Annotated in this window: 20 protein-coding genes; 16 read left to right on the top strand and 4 right to left on the bottom strand. The window is 63.5% G+C overall.

Going from position 1 to position 24150, the window contains the following annotated elements; genetic code table 11:
- The first annotated feature begins 7 nt into the window (after positions 1–7).
- The 8 genes from ACMDCM_RS15915 to rocF all read left to right on the top strand — a co-directional run bounded on the left by ACMDCM_RS15915 (position 8) and on the right by rocF (position 10778).
- On the top strand, positions 8–1054 hold the full coding sequence (locus ACMDCM_RS15915) for an acyltransferase family protein (RefSeq protein ID WP_412774455.1): 1047 nt from the start codon (positions 8–10) through the stop codon (positions 1052–1054).
- A 187-nt stretch (positions 1055–1241) separates the two neighbouring features.
- Positions 1242–4322 carry a DNA polymerase I gene (gene polA, locus ACMDCM_RS15910; RefSeq protein ID WP_412774454.1) on the top strand — a complete coding sequence of 1027 codons (3081 nt, stop codon included), beginning with the start codon at positions 1242–1244 and terminating at the stop codon, positions 4320–4322.
- A 21-nt stretch (positions 4323–4343) separates the two neighbouring features.
- Positions 4344–4979 carry a LysE family translocator gene (locus ACMDCM_RS15905; protein ID WP_412774453.1) on the top strand — a complete coding sequence of 212 codons (636 nt, stop codon included), beginning with the start codon at positions 4344–4346 and terminating at the stop codon, positions 4977–4979.
- A 153-nt stretch (positions 4980–5132) separates the two neighbouring features.
- Positions 5133–5693 carry an orotate phosphoribosyltransferase gene (gene pyrE / locus ACMDCM_RS15900; protein WP_412774452.1) on the top strand — a complete coding sequence of 187 codons (561 nt, stop codon included), beginning with the start codon at positions 5133–5135 and terminating at the stop codon, positions 5691–5693.
- Positions 5694–5846: 153 nt separating this feature from the next.
- Positions 5847–6821, top strand: a complete 975-nt coding sequence (gene ku, locus ACMDCM_RS15895; protein ID WP_412774451.1) for a non-homologous end joining protein Ku — start codon at positions 5847–5849, stop codon at positions 6819–6821.
- A 12-nt stretch (positions 6822–6833) separates the two neighbouring features.
- Positions 6834–7022, top strand: coding sequence for a hypothetical protein (locus ACMDCM_RS15890; RefSeq protein ID WP_319798081.1), 189 nt, complete (start codon positions 6834–6836; stop codon positions 7020–7022).
- 64 nt (positions 7023–7086) lie between these two features.
- The gene (ligD, locus tag ACMDCM_RS15885) at positions 7087–9810 is read left to right on the top strand and encodes a DNA ligase D (RefSeq protein WP_412774450.1); all 2724 of its coding nucleotides are present in this window, start codon (positions 7087–7089) and stop codon (positions 9808–9810) included.
- Positions 9807–10778, top strand: a complete 972-nt coding sequence (gene rocF / locus ACMDCM_RS15880) for an arginase (protein WP_412774449.1) — start codon at positions 9807–9809, stop codon at positions 10776–10778. Before ligD ends, rocF begins: the two co-directional genes overlap by 4 nt.
- 24 nt (positions 10779–10802) lie before the next feature.
- Here rocF and bla read toward each other — a convergent pair whose 3' ends face one another.
- The 3 genes from bla to ACMDCM_RS15865 all read right to left on the bottom strand — a co-directional run bounded on the left by bla (position 10803) and on the right by ACMDCM_RS15865 (position 14481).
- Positions 10803–11636: a class A beta-lactamase gene (gene bla, locus ACMDCM_RS15875; RefSeq protein WP_412774782.1), complete on the bottom strand. Its 834-nt coding sequence runs from the start codon at positions 11634–11636 to the stop codon at positions 10803–10805.
- A 312-nt stretch (positions 11637–11948) separates the two neighbouring features.
- Positions 11949–13565, bottom strand: coding sequence for a phosphoenolpyruvate carboxykinase (locus ACMDCM_RS15870; RefSeq protein WP_412774781.1), 1617 nt, complete (start codon positions 13563–13565; stop codon positions 11949–11951).
- Positions 13566–13737: 172 nt separating this feature from the next.
- On the bottom strand, positions 13738–14481 hold the full coding sequence (locus ACMDCM_RS15865) for a HugZ family pyridoxamine 5'-phosphate oxidase (protein WP_412774448.1): 744 nt from the start codon (positions 14479–14481) through the stop codon (positions 13738–13740).
- 217 nt (positions 14482–14698) lie between these two features.
- Between ACMDCM_RS15865 and ACMDCM_RS15860 the strand changes: the two genes are divergently transcribed.
- From ACMDCM_RS15860 to ACMDCM_RS15840, 5 genes are all read left to right on the top strand, one after another.
- A complete protein-coding gene (locus tag ACMDCM_RS15860) occupies positions 14699–15400 on the top strand; it encodes a response regulator transcription factor (RefSeq protein WP_412774447.1) in 702 nt (233 codons plus the stop codon).
- Between the two features lie 208 nt (positions 15401–15608).
- Positions 15609–17429, top strand: a complete 1821-nt coding sequence (locus tag ACMDCM_RS15855; RefSeq protein ID WP_412774446.1) for a stimulus-sensing domain-containing protein — start codon at positions 15609–15611, stop codon at positions 17427–17429.
- The gene (locus ACMDCM_RS15850; RefSeq protein WP_412774445.1) at positions 17426–17959 is read left to right on the top strand and encodes an HPr kinase/phosphorylase; all 534 of its coding nucleotides are present in this window, start codon (positions 17426–17428) and stop codon (positions 17957–17959) included. The genes ACMDCM_RS15855 and ACMDCM_RS15850 overlap by 4 nt, the downstream gene beginning before the upstream one ends.
- Positions 17960–18080: 121 nt before the next feature.
- The gene (locus ACMDCM_RS15845) at positions 18081–18482 is read left to right on the top strand and encodes a PTS sugar transporter subunit IIA (RefSeq protein WP_292611080.1); all 402 of its coding nucleotides are present in this window, start codon (positions 18081–18083) and stop codon (positions 18480–18482) included.
- On the top strand, positions 18479–18820 hold the full coding sequence (locus ACMDCM_RS15840) for an HPr family phosphocarrier protein (protein ID WP_412774444.1): 342 nt from the start codon (positions 18479–18481) through the stop codon (positions 18818–18820). Before ACMDCM_RS15845 ends, ACMDCM_RS15840 begins: the two co-directional genes overlap by 4 nt.
- A gap of 162 nt (positions 18821–18982) precedes the next feature.
- Here ACMDCM_RS15840 and ACMDCM_RS15835 read toward each other — a convergent pair whose 3' ends face one another.
- Positions 18983–20035 (bottom strand): glycosyltransferase family 9 protein, encoded by a 1053-nt coding sequence (locus tag ACMDCM_RS15835; protein WP_412774443.1) that lies wholly within the window; start codon positions 20033–20035, stop codon positions 18983–18985.
- 597 nt (positions 20036–20632) lie between these two features.
- On the opposite strand from ACMDCM_RS15835, the gene ACMDCM_RS15830 reads away from it, so the two are divergent.
- The 3 genes from ACMDCM_RS15830 to ACMDCM_RS15820 all read left to right on the top strand — a co-directional run bounded on the left by ACMDCM_RS15830 (position 20633) and on the right by ACMDCM_RS15820 (position 23881).
- A complete protein-coding gene (locus tag ACMDCM_RS15830; protein ID WP_412774442.1) occupies positions 20633–21415 on the top strand; it encodes an O-antigen ligase family protein in 783 nt (260 codons plus the stop codon).
- 153 nt (positions 21416–21568) lie between these two features.
- Positions 21569–23401 (top strand): translation elongation factor 4, encoded by a 1833-nt coding sequence (gene lepA / locus ACMDCM_RS15825; RefSeq protein ID WP_412774441.1) that lies wholly within the window; start codon positions 21569–21571, stop codon positions 23399–23401.
- Positions 23402–23530: 129 nt separating this feature from the next.
- On the top strand, positions 23531–23881 hold the full coding sequence (locus ACMDCM_RS15820; protein ID WP_412774440.1) for a plasmid stabilization protein: 351 nt from the start codon (positions 23531–23533) through the stop codon (positions 23879–23881).
- Positions 23882–24150 lie beyond the last annotated feature (269 nt).

Here is a 24150-nt window from a genome sequence, read left to right as displayed (position 1 = left end):
GACACCCATGACCGGAAACGGCACAGCCGCATTGAAAACCGAGCGGGTCGACTGGGTCGACTATGCCAAGGGCATCTGTATCATCATGGTCGTGATGATGCACTCGGTGCTGGGGGTCGAGGCCGCAGCCGGACAGACCGGGTTCATGCACCTCGTGGTCGCCTTCGCCAAACCGTTCCGGATGCCGGACTTCTTCATGATTTCCGGCCTGTTCCTGCCGCTCGTCATCGATCGCGACTGGCGCATCTATCTCGACCGCAAGGTGGTGCATTTCGCCTATTTCTATCTGTTGTGGACCGCGATCCAGTTCGGTTTCAAGGCCCCCCACTTTGCCGCCGAGGTTGGATGGCCGGGCGTCGTCCATCTCTATCTGATGTCGTTCATCGATCCGTTCGGCACGCTGTGGTTCATCTATCTGCTGCCGGTGTTTTTCGTGGTCATCAAGGCCGCGCGCCGGATATCGCCATGGGCGATCTGGGGTGCCGCCGCGGCGCTGGAGATGGCGCATATCTCCACAGGCTGGACCGCGATCGACGAATTCGCCGCGCGCTTCGTCTACATCTATTCCGGCTACCTGTTCGCAAGCCATGTGTTTGCGCTGTCGAACCGTGCCCGCGCCTATCCGGCGCTTGCGCTCGCCGGACTGGCGCTGTGGGCGGTTACCGACGCCGGCCTCGTCTATATCGGCGCCAGCGAATGGCCCATTATCTCGCTCGCGCTTGGTCTTGCCGGCGCATGCGCCATCATCACCATCGGTACGCTGCTGGCCAAGATGCACTGGCTGGACGCCGTGCGCTATTGCGGCGAGCATTCCATCGTCATCTATCTCGCCTTCTTCCTGCCGATGGCCGCCTCCCGCACGATCCTGCTGAAGACGGGCCTCATTCACGATATCGGCCTGGTGTCGCTGATCGTCACCGTCACCGGCGTGATCGGCGCCTTGCTGATCTGGTGGGCCTGCCGCAACACGCGGGCGAACTTCCTGTTCGAGCGTCCTGACGCCTTCTGGATCGCGCCGAGAAAGCGCCCGGCCGCGCTGCAGGCGGCAGAGTAAAGCAAACGGTCACTGCACCATAAAGACGTCATCCCCGCGAAAGCGGGGAACCAGTAACCCGGCACAAGGATACTGGATCGCCCGGTCGAGCCGGGCGATGACTCGCGTCTGGTGATATGCCCGACAAAACCAATCGGAATCCTGCTCGGAGGCTGTCTTTCGCCGCAAAAATCCCTAAGTTGCGGCCATGCCGAAGAAGCCAGCCACTGAGCCCGCCGCCGCGACACCCGACGCAGCCAAGACCACAACCCGCACCGCTCCAGCAGCAGGTGGCGGCATGCAGGGCCGGCACGTCTTCCTGGTCGACGGCTCGTCCTACATCTTCCGCGCCTATCACGCGCTGCCGCCGCTGAACCGCAAATCCGACGGGCTGCAGGTCAATGCGGTGCTCGGCTTCTGCAACATGCTGTGGAAGCTGTTGCGCGACATGCCGAAGGACGACAAGCCGACCCACCTCGCGATCGTCTTCGACAAGTCCGAGGTCACGTTCCGCAACAAACTCTACTCGGACTACAAGGCGCACCGTCCGCCCGCGCCCGACGACCTGATTCCGCAATTCGCGCTGATCCGCGAGGCGGTGAAGGCGTTCGATCTTCCCTGCCTCGAACAGATCGGCTTCGAGGCCGACGACCTGATCGCGACCTATGTGCGACAGGCCTGCGAGCGCGGCGCGACCGCGACCATCGTGTCCTCGGATAAAGACCTGATGCAGCTCGTCACCGACTGCGTCACCATGTACGACACCATGAAGGATCGCCGCCTTGGCGTTCCCGAGGTGATCGAGAAATTCGGCGTGCCGCCGGAAAAGGTCGTCGAGGTGCAGGCGCTGGCAGGCGACAGCATCGATAACGTTCCGGGCGTGCCCGGCATCGGCGTCAAGACCGCGGCGCAACTGATCACCGAATACGGCGACCTCGAAACGCTGCTGGCGCGCGCCGGCGAGATCAAGCAGCCCAAGCGGCGCGAGGCGCTGATCGAGAATGCGGAGAAGGCGCGCATTTCGCGGCAGCTCGTGCTGCTCGACGATCACGTTGCACTGGACGTGCCGCTGGAAGACCTGGCCGTGCAGGAGCCGGATGCGCGCAAGCTGATCGCCTTCCTCAAGGCGATGGAGTTCACCACGCTGACGAAGCGCGTCGCGGAGTATTCGCAAGTGAATGCCGCCGAAATCGAGCCGGACAGAAAAAACGCGAGCGGCGCTGCTCTTTCTGCTCCCTCCTCCCTTGCGGGGGAGGGTCAAGGTGGGGGGGCCATACCAGGCGACCTCTTCGGCTCACCCCCCTCCCTACCCCTCCCCCACAAGGGGGGAGGAAACGCACAACATGCCGGGAGAAGCCAGGCCCAAGCAGATGGTCAACTCCTGACGCCGCAAGCCCTCGCTGCGGCGCGCCTTGAAGCCGTGCGCAAGTTGCCGGTTCAGCCGGACAAGTATGAGATCGTCCGCTCGCTGGACCGGCTGAAGAGCTGGATTGCCCGCATCGACAACGACGGCAGCTTCGCGGTCGAGGCGCTGGCGCCGACGATCGATCCCATGCAGGCCGAATTGTGCGGTATCGCGCTGGCGGTCGCGCCGAACGATGCCTGCTACATCCCGCTTGGCCACAGGCAATCCGGAGACGGGGCCGGGCTGTTCGCCGCCGGGCTTGCGCCGGACCAGATCGCGACCCCCGATGCGTTGAAGCTGCTGAAGCCGGTTCTCGAATCCGGCGGCCATCTGAAGGTCGGCTTCAACGTCAAATTCACTGCCGTACTGCTGGCCCGGCACGACGTCGTCATGCAGAACAATGACGACGTCGAGTTGATCTCCTATGCGCTCGATGCCGGGCGCGGCTCCCATGATCTTCAATCGCTGGCAAAGCGCTGGCTCGGCCACGTCAGTCAAATTTACGGCGAGTTGATCGGCAGCGGCAGGAGCAAACTTGCCTACGATCAGGTGCCGATCGATCGCGCCACCACCTATGCAGCGGAATATGCCGACCTCGCCTTGCGGCTGTGGCAGGTCTTGAAGCCGCGGCTGGTCGCCGAGCGCATGAACGCCGTCTACGAGACGCTGGAGCGGCCGATGATCGCGACGCTGGCGCGCATGGAACAGCGCGGCATCACCGTCGACCGCCAGGTGTTGTCGCGGCTCTCGGGCGAATTCGCCCAGACCGCCGCGCGGCTGGAAGCCGAGATCCAGGAACTCGCGGGCGAGCCGATCAATGTCGGCAGCCCGAAGCAGATCGGCGAGATCATGTTCGGCAAGATGGGCTTGCCGGGCGGCAGCAAGACCAAGACCGGCGCATGGTCGACCTCGGCGCAGATCCTCGACGAACTCGCCGAGCAGGGCCACGACTTCCCGCGCAAGATCCTCGACTGGCGGCAGGTCTCGAAACTGAAATCGACCTATACCGACGCGCTGCCGGAACACGTCGATCCGCAGACCCACCGCGTCCACACGACGTACGCGCTCGCCGCCACCACCACAGGCCGCCTGTCCTCGAACGAGCCGAACCTGCAGAACATCCCGGTGCGCAATGAAGAGGGCCGCAAAATCCGCCGCGCCTTCATCGCGACGCCGGGCCACAAGCTGGTGTCGGCCGACTACTCCCAGATCGAGTTGCGGCTGCTCGCCGAGATCGCCGACATTCCGGTCCTGAAACAGGCGTTCCGCGACGGGCTCGACATTCACGCCATGACGGCGTCGGAAATGTTCGGCGTGCCGGTGCAGGGCATGCCCGGCGAAATCCGCCGCCGCGCCAAGGCGATCAACTTCGGCATCATCTACGGCATCTCGGCGTTCGGCCTCGCCAACCAGCTCGGCATCCCGCGCGAGGAAGCGGCCGCCTACATCAAGAAGTATTTCGAGCGCTTTCCCGGCATCCGCGCCTACATGGATGCGACCCGCGACTTCTGCCGCGCGCACGGCTACGTCACCACCCTGTTCGGCCGCAAATGCCACTATCCCGACATCAGGTCGCCGAACCCCTCGCACCGCGCCTTCAACGAGCGCGCCGCGATCAATGCGCGATTGCAGGGTACCGCCGCCGACATCATCCGCCGCGCCATGGCGCGGATGGACAATGCGCTGGCCGAGAAGAAGCTGTCGGCGAAGATGCTGCTTCAGGTGCACGACGAACTGATTTTCGAGGTGCCCGACGACGAGGTGGCCGCGACGCTGCCGGTGGTGCAGCATGTGATGCAGGACGCGCCATTCCCGGCGGTGCTGCTGTCGGTGCCGCTGCGGGTCGACGCCCGCGCGGCCGACAACTGGGACGAGGCGCATTAAAGCATGCCTGCGGCCTGACCGATGAGCGACATTTTTTCGGGCTCGCTCGCCGCCTTCGCGCTGACCTCGCTCGTCATCGAGATGACGCCGGGGCCAAACATGGCCTATCTTACGGCGCTGTCGCTGTCGCAAGGCATCCGCGCCGGGCTCGCCGCCGTCGTCGGCGTCGCGCTCGGACTCTCCGTTTATGGGGCCGTGGCGGCGCTCGGCCTCAGCGCGGCGATCGACAATTCGCCGCTGCTCTATGAGGTGCTGCGGTGGGGCGGCGTCGCCTATCTGCTGTGGCTCGCCTGGGAGGCGTGGGGAAAAGAGGCGGAGACCGCCCCCGAAAAAGCCGGCGATCCCGACATCCGGCCCGGACAGGCATTTCGCCGCGGCCTGATCACCAACCTGCTCAATCCGAAAGCGGCAGTGTTCTACGTCGCGGTGCTTCCGGATTTCGTCCAGCCCGGCAGGGGATCGGTCGCGATGCAGACGCTTGCGCTGTCGGCGCTCTATGTCGGCATCGCCACGCTGGTCCACCTCGTCATCGTGCTGCTGGCCTCGCGCCTGCAAAGCACGATCCAAACGCCGGAGAAGCGACGGGGCATCCGCCGCGTGCTGGCGGTTGCGCTTGCCGCCATCGCCGTCTGGTTCGCCTTCAGCACCGCCCGCTGATGGTGCCGCACTGAACTGTTGATGGGCGCGCGGAAAAGTGGTTCACCCTGGCCTTATCTTTCTGACCGAGCATGATCTTGTCCGAAAACCGGTTTCCACTTTTCGGGATCATGCTCTAGATTGCCTCTTCCCATCACCCTTTCGAGCCTGTCCGTGTCCCAATCCGCCCGCGCCCGCCTCGCCGAGATCATCCGCACCCGCTCGTTCGGGCGCGGCGAAATCACGCTGGCTTCAGGCCGCAAGAGCGATTTCTACTTTAACCTGAAGCCGACCATGCTCGACCCCGAGGGCGCGGCGCTGCTCGCGGAACTGAGCTTCGAGGCGCTCAAGGACGACGGACTCGATTATATCGGCGGGCTGGAGATGGGCGCAGTGCCCCTCGCCGGCGCCATCGCACAGTTGTCATGGCTGAAGCATCGGCCGATCGCCGCGTTTTTCGTGCGCAAGAAGCCGAAGGAGCACGGCGCGCGGCTGGCGATGGAAGGCCTGGCCAAGGACGAGAGCCTCAAGGGCAAGCGCGTCGTCATCGTCGAGGACGTCACCACCACCGGCGGCTCCGCCATCAAGGCGGTGGAGTCCGTGCGCGAAGCCGGCGGCGAGATCGTGCTGGTGTTCACCATGGTGGACCGCGAGGAGGGCGCGGCGGAAACCTTCGCGCAGGCCGGCGTGCCGTTCCGCGCGCTGTACAAGGCGAGCGAATTCCTCAACCGGTAACCGCTTCGGACTTTATCAAGAACACAACCGGAACGCACGGGCTGCGGCGATGCCGCCCGGCGTTTACCACGTTCCCGACTCGGAACGTTTCCCGCTCCGTGATATTGAATCAGTTCTGCCGTCCCCCGGCCCGTCGCGTATGGAGTTTGTCCGATGGCCCCGCGTGCGAACTGGAAAGGCTTTCTGCGCCTTTCGCTCGTGACCTGTCCGGTCGCCCTGTTTCCGGCGACGTCGGAGTCCGAGAAGGTCAGCTTCAACCAGATCAATCGCAAGACCGGCCACCGCATCAAATATCAGAAGGTCGATGCCGAGACCGGCGAGGAGGTCGACAACGACGACATCGTCAAGGGCTACAAGGTCGACAGCGACACCTATCTCGAAGTGACGAAAGACGAACTCGACAACATCGCGCTCGAGTCCACCCACACCATCGAGATCGACCAGTTCGTGCCCCGCGCCGAGATCGACGATCTCTATATCGTCAGGCCGTATTATCTCGTGCCCGACGGCAAGGTCGGCCACGATGCCTATGCCGTGATCCGCGACACCATCAAGGCGACGGCAAAGGTCGCGCTGGCGCGGGTGGTGCTCACCAACCGCGAGCACGTCATCGCGCTGGAAGCGCGCGACAACGGGCTGGTCGGCCTGCTGCTGCGCTACGCTTACGAGGTGCGCGACGCATCGGATTATTTCGACGACATCAAGGACGTGAAGATCACCAAGGACATGCTCGATCTCGCGCGGCACATCGTCGAGCAGAAATCGGGCCGCTTCGAGCCGACCGCTTTTGAGGACCACTATGAGGCCGCGCTGCTGGACCTGATCGAGCAGAAAAAGGCCGGCCACCCGATCGCCAAGGCCAAGGTCAAAACCGAAGGCAACGTCATCAATCTGATGGACGCGCTACGGCAGAGCTTGAAGGGCGGAAAATCCGCGCCGGCCGCAAGCGACAAGCCGGCGCCAGCAAAAGGCAGGAAGCCCAAGAAGCGCATCGAGGGCCAGCGCGAGATGCTGTTTCCGATCGAGGGCAAGAAGGCGGCAAAGGAGTCCAAGCGCGAGCCTGCGAAGCGTCCGGCCAGGACGCGCGGCGCGAACAAGACGCCCGCGGCGAAGCGCAAGACCGGTTAGCTCATCGCGCCGATGCGCAAGTTGATCGCCTTCGACGACGAGACCATGGCGGCGCTGACGCGTCTTGGCCGGGATCGCATGGCGACGATACAGGATCTGGCCGACGAGGCATTCGCGGATCTTCTGAAGAAACACGGGGTGCCGATCGACTTGAAGGACGCGCTGCGCAAGAGCGCGGGCGCGAAACGCAAAAAATCGTAACGTCGCGGCACCCGCGAGCGTTTCCGGGCGTTGCACATCGGATGATCCAACTGGAACCGACGCCGTGCCCTCCCGAAAGCTCAGCACCTATATCAAGAAGCGCGACTTCTCGAAAACCACGGAGCCGAGCGGCAAAGCGCGCGTCGCGGCTTCAAACCAACGGCGATTCGTGATCCAGAAGCACGCCGCCACGCGGCTGCATTACGATTTCCGCCTCGAATATGACGGCGTGTTCAAGTCCTGGGCGGTGACGCGCGGGCCCTCCCTCGATCCGGGTGGGAAGCGGCTGGCAGTGGAGGTCGAGGATCATCCGCTCGACTACGGCGACTTCGAGGGCACCATCCCCAAGGGCCAGTACGGCGGCGGCACCGTGGAGATCTGGGACCGCGGCTACTGGTACGCCGAAGATCCGGCGAAAGGTCTCGCCAAGGGCGACCTCAAATTCGCGCTGATGGGCGAGAAGCTCAAGGGCGAGTGGGTGCTGGTGCGCATGAGGCATGACCGCAGCGGCGGCAAGCGCACCAACTGGCTGCTGATCAAGCACCGCGACGACTACGCCAAGCCGGGCAGCGGCGAAGACGTGCTGAAGCAGGACCGCTCGGTCGCGTCGGGCCGCACGCTGGACCAGATCGCGCAAGGCCATGGCAAGGCGCCGGAGCCTTTCATGATGACCGCGCGGATCGCCGGTTCCGATGCGGTCTGGAATTCCAACAAAGGCATTGCAGCAGAGGCGCGCGCGACAAAGACAAGCGCCCAACCTGCTTCGACCCGCAAGCGAGCGCCAAGTAAAGCCAAGATACCAGCGAGCAAGCCACAAACGAGCAAGGCAGAAACAAACAAGGCCCGCGCCATCAAGGACGATATGCCCGACTTCACCGGATTTCAGCTATGCGAAATCTCGGCGCGGCCGCCGACGGCCGAAGGCTGGGTGCATGAGATCAAGTTCGACGGCTACCGTATCCAGATGCGGATCGAGAACGGCGAGGTGACACTCAAAACCCGCAAGGGGCTCGACTGGACCGACAGGTTTTCGGCGATCGCAAAAGCCGCCGCAAGGTTGCCCGACGCCATCATCGACGGCGAGATCGTCGCCCTCGACAGCAAGGGCCATCCGGATTTTTCCGCAATGCAGGCCGCACTGTCCGACGGCAAGACGGATGACCTCGTGTTCTTCGCGTTCGACCTGCCGTTCGCCGAGGGCGAGGATCTGCGCCCGCTGCCGCTGCTCGCGCGCAAGGAGAGGCTTCGCAAATTGCTCGGGCGCTCGGCGCAATCGAGCCGCTCGCCGATCCGCTACGTCGAGCATTTCGACGCAGACGGTGAACAGATGCTCGCATCGGCTCGCAAGTCCGGCCTCGAAGGCATTATCTCAAAGCAAGTGGATGCGCCCTATCGCGCCGGCCGCGGCGGAAGCTGGCTCAAGGTCAAGAGCCGCCCCGGCCATGAGGTCGTGATCGGCGGCTGGAAAACAACGGGCGGAAAATTCCGCTCCCTGATGGCCGGAGTCTACAAGGGCGATCGTCTCGTCTATACCGGCATCGTCGGCACCGGCTATGGCCGCGACACCGTGAAGCGCATCATGCCGGCGCTGAAGGCCGCCGCGGCCTCGAAAAGCCCGTTCTCCGGCAAGAATGCCCCATCCGGCGGACGCGACGTGCATTGGTTGAGACCTGAGCTGGTCGCCGAGATCGAATTCGCCGGCTGGACCAATGACGGCATGGTCCGCCAGGCGGCGTTCAAGGGACTGCGAGCGGACAAGCCGGCCCGCGATGTCAAGGCGGAGATGCCGGCCCGTGCGGCGGTGCCCAAGCTCGATGCAAGGGCGGCGGCCGCAGCGCGCACGCAGACCACGACGTCGCGCCAGCCGCGCACCACCGCGGCGCGGGATCGCTCCACGGTCATGGACGTCGTCATCTCGCACCCGGACAAGGCGCTGTGGCCGGATGCCGGAGACAATCGGCCGGTGACCAAGCGCGATCTTGCTGAATATATGGAGACCGTCGGCGACTGGATGATGCCCCACATTCAGGGGCGGCCCTGCTCGATCGTGCGCGCTCCGGACGGCATCGACGGTCAACAATTCTTTCAACGCCATGCCATGCCGGGCCTGTCGGATCTTGTCACGCAAGCGAAGGTGTCCGGCGACCGCAAGCCCTATTTGCAGATCGACCGCGTCGAAGCACTCGTCGCAATAGCGCAGATCGGCGGTATCGAACTGCATCCGTGGAATTGCGCGCCCGATCAATATGCCGTGCCGGGGCGACTGGTGTTCGATCTCGACCCCGGGCCGGAAGTGGCGTTCGCCCGCGTTATCGCCGCCGCTAAAGAGATGAAGGAGCGCCTTGAAGCGCTCGGACTTGCAACATTCTGCAAGACCACCGGCGGCAAGGGCCTGCACGTGGTCACGCCACTTGCAATCAGGCCAAAGGACAGGTTGAACTGGAAGCAGGCAAAAATGTTCGCGCAGGCCGTCTGCGAACAAATGGCCGCCGACGCACCGGGAAACTATCTCGTCAACATGTCGAAGAAGCAGCGCGAGAACAAAATCTTTCTCGATTATCTTCGCAACGACACCAAGTCGACCGCGGTCGCGCCGCTGTCGCCGCGCGCGCGCGCCGGCGCCACCGTCTCGATGCCGCTGAACTGGTCGCAGGTGAAGGCCGGCCTCGACCCCAGGCGCTTCACGCTGCGCACCGCGCCTGATCTTCTGAACAAGAGCAAGGCGTGGTCGGACTACGGCAAGGACGCGCGCCCGCTGACGGCCGCGATCGGGAAGCTGGTCCGATGACGGAGACGACCGGCGGCCGTGCCGGACAGGTTGCGCTGCTCGGCGTTCCCATCGACATGGGCGCAGCGCAACGCGGCACCCTGATGGGGCCGGCGGCGTTGCGCACCGCGGGCATCAAGCCGGTGCTGGAGGGCCTCGGCATCGACGTGATCGATCACGGCGACGTCTCCATCGATAACCTTGCGCCGGCAACCGGCCCTGTTCCCGCAAACGCCAACCACTACCGCGACATCCAGGCGTGGACCCGCGCGCTCAGTCCCCGTGCCTATGATCTGGCGAAGTCCGGTGCCGTCCCGATCTTTCTCGGCGGCGACCACAGCCTGTCGATGGGTTCGGTCAACGGCGTCGCGCGCTATTGGCATGAACAAGGCCGCGAGCTGTTCGTGCTCTGGCTCGACGCCCACGCCGACTACAACACGCCGCTGACGACGATGACCGCGAACATGCACGGCATGTCCGCCGCCTTCCTGTGCGGCGAGGGCGGCCTCGACGGCCTGCTCGGCGACGAGCCGCGCGCTTCGATCACACCAGTTCATCTCGACCTGTTCGGCATCCATTCGATCGATCCGCTCGAGAAGAAGCTGGTGCATGACCGGCAGATCGCCATCGCCGACATGCGCGAGATCGACGAGTTCGGCGTGGCGGTGCTGATCCGCCGCGTCATCGATCGGGTCAGAGCGCGCAACGGCGTGCTGCACGTCAGCTTCGATCTCGACGTGCTGGATCCCGCCGTCGCACCCGGCGTCGGCACCACCGTCCCCGGCGGCGCCACCTATCGCGAGGCGCATCTCGTCATGGAGCTGTTGCACGATTCCGGGCTGGTCCGCTCCGTCGATATCGTCGAACTCAATCCGTTTCTCGACGAACGCGGACGCACCGCGCGGGTCGCGGTCGAACTGATCGCGAGCCTGTTCGGACGGCAGATCATCGATCGCCCCACCCCCAGCAACACTCTGAATGGGCGTTGAAGGCGAGCGCCGTCATGCCCAAAATCACGCGAATGCGGTCGTAACCGCGCGTCCGACCGTCGCCATGATCGTATCTTGGCGGTCAGCCGAGACTGCCGCTCCGGTGAGAAAGGCCGTTATGACAATCGGCGCCCGGTCCGGCGGCCAGATCACGGCGACGTCATTCGCCGTTCCTCGCTCGCCTGTTCCGGTCTTGTCGCCGATACGCCAGCCGGCCGGCAGTCCGGCGCGCAGGCGCTTGCCGCCGGTCGTGTTGGCGGTAAGCCATACCGCGAGTTGCGCGCGCGATTTCGCCGACAGCACATCGCCCAGCGCCAGCGCGCGCAGGCTGGACGCCATCGCGTTCGGCGTGGTGGTGTCGCGCGGATCGCCTGGCGCCGCCTCGTTGAGTTCGGTTTCGGTGCGGTCGAGGCGCGTCACCTCGTCGCCCAGCTTGCGCACGAAGGCGGTCAGGCCCTGCGGACCGCCGATGCTTGCGAGCAACAGATTGCCTGCGGTGTTGTCGCTGAGCGTCATGGCGGCATCGCAAAGTTCGGCAACGGTCATTCCGACCGGGCCGACATGCTTCTGCGTCTCCGGCGAATGCGTCACGAGATCGACGTCAGTGAAATAAATCCGTCGTGCCAGACTTTCCTTGCCTGCATCGACGCCGTGAAGAACGGCTCCCGATGCCAGCACCTTGAAAGTACTACACATCGGAAACCGCTCATCCATCCGATGACCAATGCGCCGGCCGGCCCCTGTATCGAGCAGCGTGACGCCCAACCGCCCGCCGCTTTCGCTTTCCAACCGCTTCAATTCGTCGACAAATCTTTCCTGCAAAGTCGCCGCGGCTTGAGCACTGCCCGCGCGGCCCATGGTAAAAGCCGCGGCCAGACCCACGCCCGCCGCATGCAACAAACGTCGTCTGCCGATCATGTCTTCATCTTCCCTTGCGCCAAGGATGTCGAAAGCAGCAGTATCAAAACACCTGGAGCCTTTCCGCTTCTGATGGAATCAGAAGCGGGGCTCCATGATTTTGATTCGACGCGTTATCTTTACGCGAACCGGTAGCCACTTCGCTTGAAAACGCTCTAACGTGACGACCCCGCATTAATAAGAAGACTCGGGATTAAAAAAGGCGAGGATCGAACACCCCTTTATGATTTCGCAAGATTGATCGTGCGGAGCCTACTCGGCCGCCATCCTGGCCTCGGGCGCCGCGGCACTCACCTCGGCATCGACGTCATTCTCGAATCTGGCGAAGTTCTTCCGGAACATGCCGACCAGAGCGCGCGCGGTCTTGTCGAACTTGGCCTTGTCGGCCCAGGTCCTGATCGGATCGAGGATATGCGGCTCGACGCCGGGCACCGATGTCGGCACCGCGAATCCAAAATACCTGTCGGTGCGGAATTGGACGTTGCGCAGGGAGCCGTCGAGCGCAGCGCCAAGCAGCGCGCGCGTGACCTTGATCGGCATGCGGCGGCCGGTGCCGTATTTGCCTCCTGTCCAACCGGTGTTGACGAGCCAGCAATCGACGTTGTGCTTCGCGATCCGCTCGCGCAGCATGTTGCCGTAAACGCTGGGATCGCGCGGCAGGAACGGCGAGCCGAAGCAGGTCGAGAATTCAGGCTGCGGCTCGCTGCCGAGGCCGCGCTCGGTACCCGCCACCTTCGCGGTATAGCCGGACAGAAAATGATACATCGCCTGTGCCGGCGTCAGTCGGGCGATCGGCGGCAGCACGCCGAAGGCGTCGGCGGCCAGCATGACCAGATTCCTGGGCTGGCCGGCGCGGCCGGTCGGCGAGGCGTTCGGAATGAATTCGAGCGGATAGGCCGAACGGGTGTTCTCGGTCTTCGAGCCGTCATCGAAATCGGGCAGGCGGGTGGATTTATCGTGCACGACGTTTTCAAGCACCGCGCCGAAGCGTTTCGAGGCCGCATGAATCTCCGGTTCGGCCTCCCGCGACAGCCTGATGCATTTGGCGTAGCAGCCGCCCTCAAAATTGAAGATTCCGTCCCGGCTCCAGCCATGCTCGTCGTCTCCGATCAGCGTGCGTTTTGGATCGGCGGAGAGCGTGGTTTTTCCCGTACCCGAGAGGCCGAAGAAGATCGCGCTGTCGCCGGCCAGGCCGACATTGGCCGAGCAGTGCATCGGCAGCACGCCTTTGTCCGGCAGCAGGTAATTCAGCATGGTGAAGATGCTCTTCTTCATCTCCCCGGCATAACGAGACCCGCCGATCAGAATGATCCCGCGGGTGAGATCGAGTGCCACGACATTCTCCGAGCGGACCCCGTGCCGTTTTGGGTCGGCGCGGAAGCTCGGCAGGTCGACGACGGTCAATTCGGGAACGAATCCTGCGAGTGCCGACGTTTCCGGCGGGCGCAATAGCGTGCGGATAAACAGCGAATGCCAGGCCAGCTCGGTGAAAACGCGGGTCCTGATGCCGAAATTCGGGTCGGCGCCGGCATGAAGATCCTGCGCGAACACCGTCATGCCTTGGGCGTGCTCGACGAAGTCGGCATACAGCGCCGCGAATTGCTCCGGCGTGATCGACTGGTTGCCGGCCCACCAGACGTTTTTGTCGGTGGTCGCGTCGCGCACCGTGAACTTGTCCTTCGGGCTGCGGCCGGTGAACACGCCGGTGTCCGCACACAGCGCGCCGTCGGCGTTCACCATCGCTTCGCCGTTGCGTAGCGCGTGCTCGTAGAGTTGCGGCGCGCCGAGATTCCAGTGGACGGCCTTGAGATTCCTCAGGCCGAACTTGTCGGCGCCGAAGTCATCGTTGCGCACGCCGCTCTCTTGCACGGAGAATTCCTCCTCGAACTCCCCCATCGCCGGCGCGACCGTCGCCAACCGCCTCCGCCGTCACGATATCAGTATAGCCATACAGATTCGGTCCGGCGAACGGATTTTGATGAATGCCGGATCCGGCGGGCCGATCCTGATACTCGGTTCAGTCCAATGCGGCCGAAACCCATCAAGACTGGTTTACGGCGCGGGCCTTCTCCGCCAGTTCCTTCAAAACAATGCGAAGCTCGCCGGGAGCGACGATCCGCCGCGGGAAATTTAGCCGCAGCGCGTCCTGTTTGTCGGCGCTCATGTCGAGGCCATCGGGATCGCAACCGGTACAGCGCCAGTCGGCGGCTTCCGCGCCTAACAATCGCGTCGCATAAAGATTCAACGCGTCGAGATGATCGGCGTTCATGTGATCGATCGCGCTCTGTTCGGCCTCGAGCAACGCATCCGCGCCCTCAAGGTCGGTCAAAATCTTTTCGGGCTTGAGATCGACGATGCGCCCGAAGCCCGCCACCAGATGAACGCCCGTCGGCCGGATCCGGAAGAACGAAAAATCATTGAAATCGGCGAAGGATTCCGCCGATGGATGGGCGTTGAGATAGCGCCGCCGCAGCGTCGTCCTCAGTTCCCCGCTGGCTTCCTCGGCGGTTCCCGCGACCATGATCCGCGAGCCTTCCAGCGGATCGCCCTCGGCGCGCTCGTCCAGCATCAGCGACACCCTGGCATCGGCGATCACATTCTTGGTATGGACGGCAAGCCGCGATATCAGAAGAATTGGTGAGCCATCGTAATGACTTGCAACGTTGACCAGGGAGCAATAGGGGTCGCCGGTGCCTGGCATGAGGGTTGCGAGCGCGCCCTGCCGGCTGCGACGCAACAGCGATCGGGCAAGATTCGAGGCTGTGAAATTGGCGGTCGGCTGCATGGCTAAGTCCTCAATTCCATTTGAAAAAACCACCCTTCCAAGCTAAAAGCGGATAGTTGAACAGTTACGGAACGGTGGCGCCTCTCGCGCGTTTCCGGGAACTCGGTCACACTTCAGCCCAGCTTGCATTGCTCGTTGACTGCGTTCTTTGAGCCACTCCAACGGCAGACGGTCGAATCATTCGCCTCTCGCCATCCGCTTCGGAAAGCAGGCATATATGCCCACAATTGCCCTGGTCGACGACGACCGCAACATTCTCACATCGGTCTCGATCGCGCTCGAAGCCGAAGGCTATCGCATCATGACCTACACCGATGGTGCGTCGGCACTCGACGGCTTCCGCACCAGTCAGCCCGATCTCGCGATCCTCGACATCAAGATGCCGCGCATGGACGGAATGGAAACGCTGCGACGGCTGCGTCAGAAATCCGACTTGCCGGTTATTTTTCTCACCTCCAAAGACGAAGAGATCGACGAACTGTTCGGTCTGAAGATGGGTGCCGACGACTTCATCCGCAAGCCGTTCTCGCAGCGGCTGCTGGTAGAACGCGTCAAGGCGGTACTGCGCCGCTCCTGTCCGAAAGACCCGGCGGCGACTCCCAAGGAGACCGACGCCAAGGCGCTCGATCGCGGCCTGCTGCGCATGGATCCGGAGCGCCACACCTGTACCTGGAAGAACGAGCCCGTCACGCTGACCGTCACCGAATTCCTGATCCTGCAGGCACTGGCGACCCGTCCCGGCGTCGTCAAGAGCCGCAACGCGTTGATGGACGCCGCCTACGACGATCAGGTCTATGTCGACGACCGCACGATCGACAGCCACATCAAGCGGCTGCGCAAGAAGTTCAAAGTCGTCGACGACGACTTCGAAATGATCGAAACCCTCTACGGCGTGGGTTACCGCTTCAAGGAAACCTGATAAACTGCCACTCCGGGGTGCGCAGCCCGCGAGCCGATTCATGCTTGGGGCAAGCCTTCCCGACGCGCGGTTCACATCCGAGGCAGGGCTCGGGCGCGGCGGCGAAACGTTGGTCGGCATGGATGCATCCTCAGCGTGAACGCGAAGTGCCGGGAATGACGATAGTGAATAGTGAAATGTGGGACCGATAACCGGGCAGTTTCAGTCATTGCTTGATCGAACGCAGCCTGATCTCAATCCGGATACCACCGAGGACACCTCGCAGGTCCTCGCGACGGAAGCCCCTGCCGATCATGTCGAGCCGACGCCGCGCTGGCGGCGGCCGCGGGAGTGGCTGAGCCGCGCCGGGCAGTTTCTTTTTACGCTCAGTTTTTCGAGCCTAACCCGCCGCATCGTGTCGCTGAATCTCGCCGGCCTGATCGCGCTGGCGGCCAGCATTCTGTATCTGTCGCAGTTCCGCGCCGGCCTGATCGACGCGCGCGCGCAAAGCCTGCTGGTGCAGGGCGAGATCATCGCAAGCGCCATTGCCGCTTCGGCGACAGTGGAGACCAACACCATCACGGTCGACCCCGACCGCCTGCTCGATCTCAAGCCCGGCGAAAGCTATGGCGCGCCGGACGAATTCTCCGGCCTGGATTTTCCCATCAATCCCGAGCGCGTCGCTCCCGTGCTGCGGCGGCTGATCTCTCCGACCAAGACCCGCGCGCGCATCTACGATCGCGACGGGGTGCTGATCCTCGACAGCCGCAGTCTTTTTCGTCGCGGCGACGTCATACGTTTCGAACTGCCGCCTCCGACCGACGTCAAACCCGGTTTCCTGGAGCGCACCATGATCGCGATCCGCACCTGGCTCAACCGCGGCGATCTTCCGCTCTACCGCGAGCTCGGCCCCGAGAACGGCAACGGTTATCAGGAGGTCGCGCAGTCGCTCAAGGGCGAGAAGTCCAGCATGGTGCGCATCAACGACCGCGGCGAAATCATCGTCTCGGTCGCGGTTCCGGTGGAGCGGCCGCGCGCCACCATCTTCGGATCGCTGATGCTGTCCACGCAAGGCGACGACATCGATCAGATGGTAACCGCGGAACGGCTGGCGATTCTGAAAGTGTTCGGCGTCGCCGTGGTCGTCATGATGGTGCTGTCGCTGCTGCTGGCCAGCACGATCGCCGGGCCGGTGCGGCGGCTCGCCGACGGCGCGGAGCGGGTTCGCCGCCGCATCAAGACGCGCATCGAGATTCCCGACTTTACCCGCCGCCGCGATGAAATCGGCCACCTGTCCGGCGCGCTGCGCGACATGACCGACGCGCTCTACAACCGCATCGAGGCGATCGAGACTTTCGCCGCCGATGTCTCCCATGAGCTGAAAAATCCCCTGACTTCGCTGCGTTCGGCGGTGGAGACGCTGCCGCTCGCGAAGACCGAGACCAGCCGCCACCGCCTGCTCGAAGTGATCGAGCACGATGTGCGCAGGCTTGATCGCCTGATCTCCGACATATCCGACGCAAGCCGTCTCGATGCAGAATTGCAGCGCCAGGACGTGGCCCCGGTCGATGTCCGGCGTCTGCTGACCACGCTGACCTCCGTCGCGAACGAAACCAAGCTTGGCCACGACGTCGGCGTCGACGTGCGCTTCGAAGGCAATCGAGCCGATACCTTCTCGGTGCCGGGGCATGACTCGCGGCTCGGCCAGGTGATCTCCAACCTCCTGACCAATGCGCAATCGTTCTCGAAATCCGGCGGCCGTGTGCGCATCGTATGCCGCCGCCTGAAATCCGAAATCGAAATCGTGGTGGAGGACGACGGGCCGGGCATCAGACCCGACGCGCTGGAGCGCGTGTTCGAGCGCTTCTACACCGACCGGCCGCATCAGGGGTTCGGCCAGAACTCCGGTCTCGGCCTGTCGATCTCCAAGCAGATCATCGAAGCGCATCGCGGGCGCATCTGGGCCGAAAACCGTCCCGGCCCAACCGATGCGCATGGCGACACGCGGATCGCAGGCGCCCGCTTCGTGGTCCGCCTTCCGGCAACATGACCGCGTCGTCCGGTTCAGGTCCGACGATCCACGGCTCCGCGGTGCTGGTCGGAGATCGCGCCGTTCTGATCCGGGGGCCTTCCGGGGCGGGCAAGTCGCGTCTTGCTTTCGATCTCATCCTGGCCGGCCGCGGCGGCCAGATCCCGCCGGCGACGCTGGTCGGAGATGACCGCCTTTGCCTGGAGCCGGCCCGCGATTGCCTCCTCGTCAGGCCGCATCCTGAACTCGAGGGGCTGTTGGAAATCCGCGGGCTCGGCATTCGCCGGCATGCCTTTGTCGCGGAGGCTCCGGTCGGCCTCGTCGTCGATCTCGACGCGCCCGATGCCGAGCGCCTGCCGCCGCCAGACGCGCTGCGAACCACCCTATTCGGGATCGAGTTGGCCCGAATCCCGGTCGCGGCCGCTTTTTCGCCCCTTCCAGTGACGCTCGCCGCGCTGACGACTGTCCCAGGTTGCGGCCACCCGCGTCCCGCCGCCGATTGCCCGGAGGAATTTGATAACCATATGAATCCCGCTAAAGCTACGGAATAGACGAGCTTCCTGAGCGGCCCTTTTCAGGGAAAAACCCGCCGTCCCCCCTTGCATGAGGGCTCCGGATGGTCAAAGTGGCCGGTTCGTGCGGTGCACCAAGGGCACCCGCGAGGAGTTTTCAATGATTGGTCTGGTACTTGTGACCCATGGGCGCCTCGCCGATGAATTCAAGGCGGCGCTCGAACACGTAATGGGCCCGCAAAAGCAAATCGAAGCCATCACCATCGGCGCCGAAGACGACGCAGACTTGTGTCGGGGCGATATCATCGAAGCCGTCAACCGCGTCGACAGCGGCGACGGCGTTGCCATTCTCACCGACATGTTCGGCGGTACGCCCTCGAACCTCGCAATCTCCTGCATGAGCCGACCAAAGGTCGAGGTGCTCGCGGGAATCAATCTTCCGATGCTGGTCAAGCTCGCCAAGGTGCGCGAGGAACGCACGCTGCCCGACGCCATCGCAATGGCGCAGGAGGCCGGGCGCAAATACGTCACGATCGCCAGCCGGGTGCTCGCCGGGAAATGACCGGGCAGCCGGACGACACTGTTTCGTCGAACGACGCGCAGGCGGCGAAGAAGACATCTCCCGCAGGCGCGGTCTCCCGCGAAATCTCGATCGTCAACAAGCGCGGCCTGCATGCGAGGGCGTCCGCGAAATTCGTGCAGATGGTCGAGCGCTTCAATGCCGACGTCAGCGTGACGCGCAACGGCGAGACCGTCGGCGGCAACTCGATCATGGGATTGATGATGCTGTCCGCAGGACCGGGCACAACCATCACCGTTTCCGCAACCGGCGCCGAAGCTGCCGAAGCGGTCAAGGCCATCGCCGATCTCGTCAGCAGCAAATTCGGCGAGGGTGATTGAGGCCGGTCCTGGCGTTTTCAGGCCGAAAGCGATTTGCGATCGACCTAGAGCCTTTCCGCTTCTGGTGGAATCAGAAGCGGGGCTCTATGTTCTTGATCTGACGCGTTTTCTTTAAGCGAACCGGTAGCCACTTCGCTTGAAAACGCTCTAGCTGGCGAAAGACTACGTAACCCCCGCCTCCACCGGCAGCACCTCTTTCGCCAGCGAACGCACCGCTTCAAGAGCCTCGGCGACCGGGATGTCCGGGATAAGCCCGGGACCGGTCACCACCCGATACGGCACGCCCCAGGGGGCCCACTCGGTCGCAAGGTCGCCTTGTCCGGTCAGCGTGACCACCGGTTTACCAAGCGCGGCGGCGATATGGACGATCGACGTGTCGGGGCTGACGACGAGATCGGCGAAGGACAATAATGCGGAGAAATCCTCCAGACGCGGCATTGGAGGGATTGAACGCACTCCGGCTTCGGCAGCGATCTGCTGCAACAGCCCCCCATCGGCAGGCGCCGAAAGCAACCCGATTTCGACATTCAAGCGTGCCAGCCCCCGCGCCAACGCGACAAAATTCTGAACGCCCCAGAATTTGCGTGGCGAAGAGCCGGAGATATTTATGAGGATAAAAGGCGCCTGCGAAACCCGCCATTCCGCGAGCAGAGCGCGGACTGTCTCACAGGACGAAGCCGGCAGCGCAATCGATGGCAGCGCCTGATCAGGCGTCACGACGACGCCCAAAGGCGTCAGCAGACGCAACAGACGCGGAACATGATGCTCAAGCCCTGCAGGATGCGGCACGGCCGCGTTGTAAAAGGCCGACGCGCTATCCTCGAAACCGATTTTCATCGCAGCACCGGAAACGGCGGTCGCGATCGCCGCGGTCACCGAGTCGCTTGGCAGCATATCGATGGCGAGGTCATAACGCTCCGCGCGTAACTTGCGGATCAATGACAGCATCTTCATCGCGCCGCGTTCAGCCACCAGAATTCTGTCCTTGAACGGAAGCAAAGAACCGGCCGCACGGTTACGCCGGCCCAGCACGACATCGATGCGTGCGTCCGGATAACGCTGCCGAAGCGCCTGCAGAACCGGCGTGGAGACGATGGCATCGCCGATCTTGTCGGTTCGCACCAAGAGAATCCGATTGACCTGTCGGATCTGGAAAGGTGCGGCACGTCGGAGACGAAACAGCGAGCCGACAGCACGCTGCGCGAAACGCCGCACCTTTCTCTCGAAACCTGGAAAGACCAATTGCACTCATCACCCCGGATTTTGGGTTTGACCGCAGAGGGTGCTATACGCAGCTCTTAGCTGGAACAACAGTCTATCAGGCTAGGAATGACGCGGGCAACCGATCGGCCAAGCTGGCGCAAGATCGCCGAAATTTTTCTCATCGCGATTGTCACAACGGTCGCTATCGCCACCACGATCCGCTACCGGTTGCCGCAAAATACGCTGCCTATCGCCGTCGCGGCGCTGATCTTTCTCGCGCTTGTCGCGCCGGGCGCCCGTGCGGCCATGAGGGACGTCTGGATTTCTGCCAGTCGGACATGGTCGGGAAAACTCGCCTGTCTTATCGCCGGCTGGATGTTGCTCTCGTCCTTTTGGGCGCCAGACCTGCATCGGTCCCTCACGCGCTCACTGACGATTGCGCTTTACATCGCCACCGCCATCACCGTTTCAGGTGCGCTACGAACCATCCCCAAGGCACGAATATTCCCGTGGCTCGTTGTCGCTACGATTATTGCGGTCGCGTTTGCAGTGTTCAACCTTCTCACCTCGGGAATCGCCCGGACGTTGATCCATTGCTGTCGCGAGGGTATGCAGCCCGACAAGACCGGCTCCGCCTTTGCCATCGCATTGACGGTATGGCCCGCGGCCGGATGGCTTGTCCTGACCGGCCGGAAAACGGCGGCGGCTCTGCTGGTTGCGGTCGCCGCAGCGCTCGTTTTTTCGTCAAGCAGCGGAGCATCGGGTATCGCCATATTGGCGGCGCTCGTCACGGTCGCTTTAGGCTCTTTCCACAAACGCGCGGCGGTTCTTTTTCCGTTCCTGATCGTGTTATTCGGTTTCGCGACAGCCCTGGTACTCGGCAAGCTTGACAGCCATCTGCTGTCGCTCAACATCGGCGAGCGCCTTGCAGCCTTTCATGCCAACGCGAGAATGCAAATCTGGGCGTATTATACCGATTTTTTCTGGCAACGGCCGTGGACCGGTTTCGGATTCAATGCGGAACACACGCTGGGCGATCCGGTTCTTTACAAGCATTACACGACGACGATCCCGCAGACGTTCGCCAACCTTCACACTCATAACGTCGAATTGCAGATTCTGCTCGAATTCGGAGTGATTGGCGCCGCACTGGTCATTCTGACCATGTGCGCCGGCGTGGCCCGGTATTGGAATGACACGCGACCAGAGATCGTCTTCTTCATGGCTGCGCTGTCGGCTTTCGCGGGAGCAACGCTGGTCAACTTTGGGCTGTGGGAAGACTGGCTGCTGGGCGTGGTCGCCATGACTGTGATTCTCTCCGTCCGGCTGGTGCAGCCGGACCCGCCGCCGCTCAACACCTCTGAAACGCCTGATTCGGCCGCGAATTCCTGACGATCCTCGCGATGGCAACGGTCATTCAACCCTTGGATGGGCGAGGTGCCAATGCTATCTACCCAGCCCGTGATCAGTGCCGCCGATTGAGTTTCCTCGCTTCGAGGAGGCGGCACCCCCTGACTTCCGAAGTTCGTGCTAGAGGTTGCCGCGATGTCTGACGAACTCCGGAAGCAGGGGGCGGCCTCCATTTCAAACATCCGCAACTTTTCCATCGTCGCCCATATCGACCATGGAAAGTCGACGCTGGCCGACCGCCTGATCCAGATGACCGGCGGCCTGAGCGATCGCGAGATGGCGGGCAAGGAGCAGGTGCTCGACTCCATGGACATCGAGCGCGAGCGCGGCATCACCATCAAGGCGCAGACCGTGCGGCTGAAATACCGGGCCAAAGACGGCAAGGACTATGTCTTCAACCTGATGGACACGCCCGGCCACGTCGACTTCGCCTACGAGGTCTCGCGCTCGCTCGCCGCCTGCGAAGGCTCGCTGCTGGTGGTGGATGCGAGCCAGGGCGTCGAGGCGCAGACGCTCGCCAACGTCTATCAGGCGCTCGACAATAATCACGAGATCGTGCCTGTCCTCAACAAGGTCGACCTGCCGGCCGCCGAGCCCGACAAGGTGAAGCAGCAGATCGAGGACGTGATCGGCATCGACGCCTCCGATGCGGTGATGATCTCGGCCAAGACCGGCCTCGGCGTGCCCGATGTGCTGGAGGCCATCGTCACCCGCCTGCCGCCGCCGAAGGGCGACCGCGACGCCACGCTCAAGGCGCTGCTGGTCGATAGCTGGTACGACGTCTATCTCGGCGTCGTCGTGCTGGTGCGCATCGTCGACGGCGTCATGAAGAAGGGCAGCCGCATCCGGATGATGGGCACGGGCGCCGCCTACGATGTCGAGCGCGTTGGCTTCTTCACCCCGAAGATGCAGCAGGTGGATGAACTCGGCCCCGGCGAAATCGGCTTCATCACCGCGGCGATCAAGGAAGTCGCCGACACCCGCGTCGGCGACACCATCACCGACGATCGCAAGCCGGTGACGGAGATGCTGCCCGGCTTCAGGCCGGCGATCCCGGTGGTGTTCTGCGGCCTGTTTCCGGTCGATGCCGACGACTTCGAGACGCTGCGCGCGGCGATGGGCAAGCTGCGCCTCAACGATGCCAGCTTTTCCTTTGAAATGGAAACCTCGGCCGCGCTCGGCTTCGGCTTCCGCTGCGGCTTTCTCGGCCTGCTGCATCTGGAAATCATCCAGGAGCGCTTGAGCCGCGAGTTCGATCTCAACCTGATCGCCACCGCCCCGAGCGTCATCTACAAGATGAAGCTGACCGACGGCGGCGAGATCGAGATTCACAACCCGATCGACATGCCCGACGTGGTGAAGATCGCCGAGATCGAGGAGCCGTGGATCGAGGCCACCATCCTCACCCCCGACGACTATCTCGGCAGCGTGCTGAAGCTGTGCCAGGAACGGCGCGGCGCGCAGAAGGAACTCACCTACGTCGGCTCGCGCGCGATGGTGAAATACGATCTGCCGCTCAACGAAGTGGTGTTCGATTTCTACGACCGGCTCAAGTCCGTCTCCAAGGGTTACGCCTCGTTCGACTATCATCTCACCGACTACAAGCCGGCCGACCTCGTGAAGATGCAGATCCTCGTCAACGGCGAGCCGGTCGATGCGCTGTCGATGCTGGTGCATCGTTCGCGCGCCGAGGGGCGCGGCCGCGCCATGGTCGAGAAGATGAAGGAACTGATCCCGCCGCACATGTTCCAGATTCCGATCCAGGCGGCGATCGGCGGCAAGGTGATCGCGCGCGAGACGGTGCGCGCGCTGCGCAAGGACGTCACCGCGAAGTGCTATGGCGGCGACGTCTCGCGCAAACGCAAACTTCTGGAGAAGCAGAAGGAAGGCAAGAAGAAGATGCGGCAGTTCGGCAAGGTCGACATTCCGCAGGAAGCTTTCATCGCCGCGCTGAAGGTCGATAGCTGACGCTTCGCGTCAGGCCGCGACCGCGCTGGCGGCAGATAGCTGAGCATCGCCTGAGTTCACCCGCCCAAACGGAACCCCCGCAACCGCCGAGCGTTTCGAGTCCATCGAAACGCAACCGGGAGAGGCATCATGCCGCGCGGCGACAAGTCGAGCTATACGGACAAGCAGAAGCGAAAAGCGCTGCACATCGAGGAAGGCTACGAGAAGCGCGGCCTGAAGAAGAAGGAGGCCGAGCGGCGGGCATGGGCCACCGTGAACCGCGAAAGCGGCGGCGGCAAGAAGAGCGGCTCGGGCCGCGGCCGCAAGACCACCAAGGTGTCTTCGAAACGCGGCGGCCGCATCGGCGGGCCGCGCGGCGGCAAGGCTGCGGCTTCACGTTCGGCAGCCGATCGGTCGCGCTCGGCCAGGAAGGCGGCGGCGACCCGCAAGCGTAACGCCGCGAAGCGTTCCACATCGAAGAAAACGACGCGCAAGCGATAGCGGAGCCTTGGGGCACACGCCTTCCGTCCCCTCTTAGAGCCTGTTTGAAAAGTGCGCTTTCCGGGTGCCCCGGGCGCACTGCGGCACGACGAGACGCTGCGCAGACCCGGGATCGTTGCAGAAAACCTCGCGAAAGACCCCGGCTCAGCAGCGCACCGTTTCACGCTGCGCTGCGTCCGGGAACGGCCGGGAGGTGTCCGGTGACTTTCCAAACAGGCTCTTAATGCAACCGGCTGCGGCCGTCATGGCGGCGGCGCGGCGGAACCACC

Origin of the sequence: Nitrobacter sp., from assembly GCF_047149785.1 — a bacterium.
Lineage (GTDB): Bacteria > Pseudomonadota > Alphaproteobacteria > Rhizobiales > Xanthobacteraceae > Nitrobacter.
The sequence above is the reverse complement of the archived record's forward strand: the minus strand, read 5'-3'. Positions and strand labels throughout refer to the sequence as shown.

Coding starts and splice junctions, on each gene's coding strand:
- ACMDCM_RS15830 (WP_412774442.1), top strand. CDS start 20,633: ATGCAGCCCGACAAGACCGGCTCCGCCTTTGCCATCGCATTGACGGTA.
- bla (WP_412774782.1), bottom strand. CDS start 11,636: ATGGGCCGCGCGGGCAGTGCTCAAGCCGCGGCGACTTTGCAGGAAAGA.
- ku (WP_412774451.1), top strand. CDS start 5,847: ATGGCCCCGCGTGCGAACTGGAAAGGCTTTCTGCGCCTTTCGCTCGTG.
- ACMDCM_RS15915 (WP_412774455.1), top strand. CDS start 8: ATGACCGGAAACGGCACAGCCGCATTGAAAACCGAGCGGGTCGACTGG.
- ACMDCM_RS15905 (WP_412774453.1), top strand. CDS start 4,344: ATGAGCGACATTTTTTCGGGCTCGCTCGCCGCCTTCGCGCTGACCTCG.
- ACMDCM_RS15820 (WP_412774440.1), top strand. CDS start 23,531: ATGCCGCGCGGCGACAAGTCGAGCTATACGGACAAGCAGAAGCGAAAA.
- polA (WP_412774454.1), top strand. CDS start 1,242: ATGCCGAAGAAGCCAGCCACTGAGCCCGCCGCCGCGACACCCGACGCA.
- ACMDCM_RS15890 (WP_319798081.1), top strand. CDS start 6,834: ATGCGCAAGTTGATCGCCTTCGACGACGAGACCATGGCGGCGCTGACG.
- rocF (WP_412774449.1), top strand. CDS start 9,807: ATGACGGAGACGACCGGCGGCCGTGCCGGACAGGTTGCGCTGCTCGGC.
- ACMDCM_RS15840 (WP_412774444.1), top strand. CDS start 18,479: ATGACCGGGCAGCCGGACGACACTGTTTCGTCGAACGACGCGCAGGCG.
- ACMDCM_RS15845 (WP_292611080.1), top strand. CDS start 18,081: ATGATTGGTCTGGTACTTGTGACCCATGGGCGCCTCGCCGATGAATTC.
- ACMDCM_RS15850 (WP_412774445.1), top strand. CDS start 17,426: ATGACCGCGTCGTCCGGTTCAGGTCCGACGATCCACGGCTCCGCGGTG.
- ACMDCM_RS15865 (WP_412774448.1), bottom strand. CDS start 14,481: ATGCAGCCGACCGCCAATTTCACAGCCTCGAATCTTGCCCGATCGCTG.
- lepA (WP_412774441.1), top strand. CDS start 21,569: ATGTCTGACGAACTCCGGAAGCAGGGGGCGGCCTCCATTTCAAACATC.
- ACMDCM_RS15860 (WP_412774447.1), top strand. CDS start 14,699: ATGCCCACAATTGCCCTGGTCGACGACGACCGCAACATTCTCACATCG.